This is a genomic window from Rhizobacter sp. (genome assembly GCF_031412495.1).
Taxonomy (GTDB): domain Bacteria; phylum Pseudomonadota; class Gammaproteobacteria; order Burkholderiales; family Burkholderiaceae_C; genus Schlegelella_A.
The window spans coordinates 1-3,023 of record NZ_JANODC010000444.1 but is presented as its reverse complement, the minus strand read 5'-3'; the positions used below and the strand labels follow the sequence as shown (position 1 = coordinate 3,023).

Here is a 3,023-nt window from a genome sequence, read left to right as displayed (position 1 = left end):
GCCGCGCTCGAACCCAGGAAGGTCGGCGAGAAGCCGGTCTTGCGCGACTCGGCGATGGCGCCGATCGTCTCCCGGATGATGGTGCCGAGAACGACCAGGTCGCAGCCCGAGGCCTTCATGCGCGCCACCTGCGAGGAGAAGACAGTCGCGCCGCGATTGTAGCTCGACTTATCCGCGAACTCCATGCCGAGCGCCTTCAGGCCGGCCTCGCCGCCGCGCACGACCTCCAGGCCGAACTCGTCGTCCTGGTACATGGTGCAGACCTTCTTGGCACTCTTGTCCTTCACCAGCTTCGGCAACGCCGTGCGGATCTGGTCGTAGTAGGTGGCCGCGAACGAGTACTTGAGCTTGTGGAAGGGCTCGTACATCTCGCGCGCCGCCGTCACCGGAAAGAAGTTGACGACGTTCTTCTCGAACTGGACGGGCATCGCAGCCAGGTTCTGGGCCGTGCCGATGTGCGCGACCATGATGAAGATCTTGTCCTGGTTGACGAGCTTCTGCGCCGCGAGCACCGCCTTCTTCGGGTCGTAGGCGGAATCCTCGACGAGCAGCTTGAGCTTCCTGCCGTTGATGCCGCCCTGCTCGTTGATCTCGTCGACGCGCAGCATCATGCCGAGCCGCACCTGCTTGCCGAAGCCGGCGATCGGGCCCGACAGGTCCTGGATCGAGCCGACGATGATCTCGGTCTTGCTCACGCCCTGCTGGGCGAGCGCCGGCCCGGAGGCGAGCGCCAGCGCGGCGGCCAGGGCGGTGAAAAGTGCTCTCATGGATTTCTCCTGTCGTGGTTGCGGATCAGACCTCGCGCCCCGGTCAGGCCCGGTACATGGCCTCAATGCGGTCGGCGTACTTCTTCTCGACGAGCTTGCGCTTGAGCTTCATGGTCGGCGTCAGCTCCTCGTCCTCGGCGCTCAGCTGCGTCTCGAGGAGCCAGAACTTCTTGATCTGCTCGGCCCGGGCGAACTTCGCGTTGACTCGGCTGACCTCGGTGCCGATGAGCGCCTGCACTTCCTTGGCCTTGGTCAGGCTGGCGTAGTTGCTGAACGGGATGTCGTTGTCCTGGGCGAACTTCTCGACGTTCTCGAGGTCGATCATGACGATCGCCGTCAGGTAGGCGCGCTTGTCGCCGACCACGACCGCATCGGTGATATAGGGCGAGAACTTCAATTCGTTTTCCAGCTCGCTCGGCGTGATGTTCTTGCCGCCGGCCGTGATGATGATGTCCTTCATGCGATCGGTGATCCGGAAATACCCGTCGCTGTCCTGCGTGCCGACGTCGCCGGTGTGCAGCCAGCCGTCGGCGTCGATCGTCTCGGCCGTCTTCTCGGGCTGGTTGAGGTAGCCCATGAAGACGTTCCGGCCGCGGACCAGGAGCTCGCCGGTCTGCGGGTCGACTTGCACCTCATTGAATGGGCATGCGAGGCCGATCATCCCGGGCTTGATTCTCCCGATCGGCGTATAAGTCGAAGCGCCACAGCTCTCCGTCATGCCCCAGGCCTCCAGCATTGGCACGCCCAGAGCCAAATACCACTTGACGAGGTCCGGCGAGATCGGCGCCGCCGCCGTGACGCAGAAGCGGGCTCGATCGATGCCGATCAGCTTGCGGATGTTGTCCAGCACGAGGCGCCGCGCGAGCGTGAATTGCAGGCGCAACCAGGCGTCGACCGGCTCGCCGGCGAGCACCTTTGCCGCGACCCGGTGCCCAACGCCGATGCCCCAGGCGTAAGCGGCCTGCTGTGCCGGACCCGACTCACGCAGGGCAATCGCGACCCCGGAGTAGAACTTCTCCCAAATGCGGGGCACCGCCGTGAAGACCGTTGGAGCGAGTTCGCGGACGTTCTCCGGCACTGTCTCCGGGTTCTCTACGAAGTTGAGAACCGAGCCCGTGTAGATGCCGAAGTACTCGCCGCCTAGCCGCTCCGCGATGTGGCAGAGCGGCAGGAAACACATCCGCTCGTCGTTCTCATCCTGAGCCAGAATGACGTTGTAGCCACGGACGGTGTAGACGAGACCCGCCTGTGAGTGCATCGCGCCCTTCGGCTTGCCGGTCGTGCCCGAGGTGTAGACCAGGATCGCCAGGTCCTCGGCCGCGCAGGTCCCGGCGCGCTCGTCGAGTGCGGCCGGGTGCGCCCTGGCATGGGCGCGGCCGAGCTCGCGCAGGGCCTTGAGCGACATCACGCGCTCGTCGCGGAAGTCGCGCAGGCCCTCGGTGTCGAAGACGACGATCGTCTCGAGGCGGGGCAGGCGCTCGCGCACGGAGAGGGCCTTGTCGAGCTGCTCGTCGTCCTCGACGAAAAGCACCTTGGTGCTGGAGTCGGCGCACAGGTACTCGACCTGGGGGGCGGCGTCGGTCGGGTAGATGCCGTTCGAGACGCCTCGGCAGGAAAGCACGGCGACGTCGGCGAGGACCCACTCGACGACGGTGTTGGCGAGGATCGACGCGTTGTCGCCGGCGCCGAAGCCGAGCGCGAGCAGGCCGTTGCCGATCTCGCGCACCGCGTCGGCCGTCTGCGTCCAGGTCCACTCGCGCCAGATGCCCATCGCCTTCTCGCGCATGAAGACACGGCCGGCGCGCTGCGCAGCGGCGTTCCAGAAGACGGCCGTCATGGTCTCGCCCGCAACGACGATGTCCGACCGCGGCTGCAGCCCGGTGAGATCCCACAGGTTGCTCATCGGCTCTCCTTCACCGCCAGGTCTTCTTCTTCTTCCAGCGCCGCTCGCCGCGCGCGCCCGCTTCCTTCATGCCGAGGTAGAACTCCTTGATGTCGTCCTTCTCGCGGAGGCGCGCGCAGGTGTCCTCCATCACGATGCGGCCGTTCTCGAGCACGTAGCCGTAGTCGGCCACGTTGAGCGCCATGTTGGCGTTCTGCTCGACCAGGAGCAGCGTCGTGCCGCGCTCGCGGTTGATGCGCACGACGATCTCGAAGATCTCGCGCGTCAGGCGCGGCGAGAGCCCCAGGCTCGGCTCGTCGAGCAGGATCATCTGCGGCGCCGCCATCAGCGCCCGCGAGATGCTGAGCATCTGC

The 3,023-nt window shown here is 65.9% G+C and carries 3 protein-coding genes; all 3 read right to left on the bottom strand.

What is annotated here, in order from left to right; translation table 11 throughout:
* The coding region (locus tag AC30N0_RS16510) for an ABC transporter substrate-binding protein (RefSeq protein WP_489518990.1) at positions 1–767 on the bottom strand (767 nt) is incomplete at its 3' end.
* Between the two features lie 43 nt (positions 768–810).
* Positions 811–2,670 (bottom strand): AMP-dependent synthetase/ligase, encoded by a 1,860-nt coding sequence (locus AC30N0_RS16505; protein WP_489518989.1) that lies wholly within the window; start codon positions 2,668–2,670, stop codon positions 811–813.
* Positions 2,671–2,680: 10 nt separating this feature from the next.
* Positions 2,681–3,023, bottom strand: a 343-nt coding sequence (locus AC30N0_RS16500; RefSeq protein WP_489518988.1) for an ATP-binding cassette domain-containing protein, incomplete at its 5' end; no start/stop codon positions are given.

What these genes read in the sequence shown, in the direction of transcription:
- AC30N0_RS16505 (WP_489518989.1), bottom strand. Translation starts at nt 2,670, where the DNA reads ATGAGCAACCTGTGGGATCTCACCGGGCTGCAGCCGCGGTCGGACATC.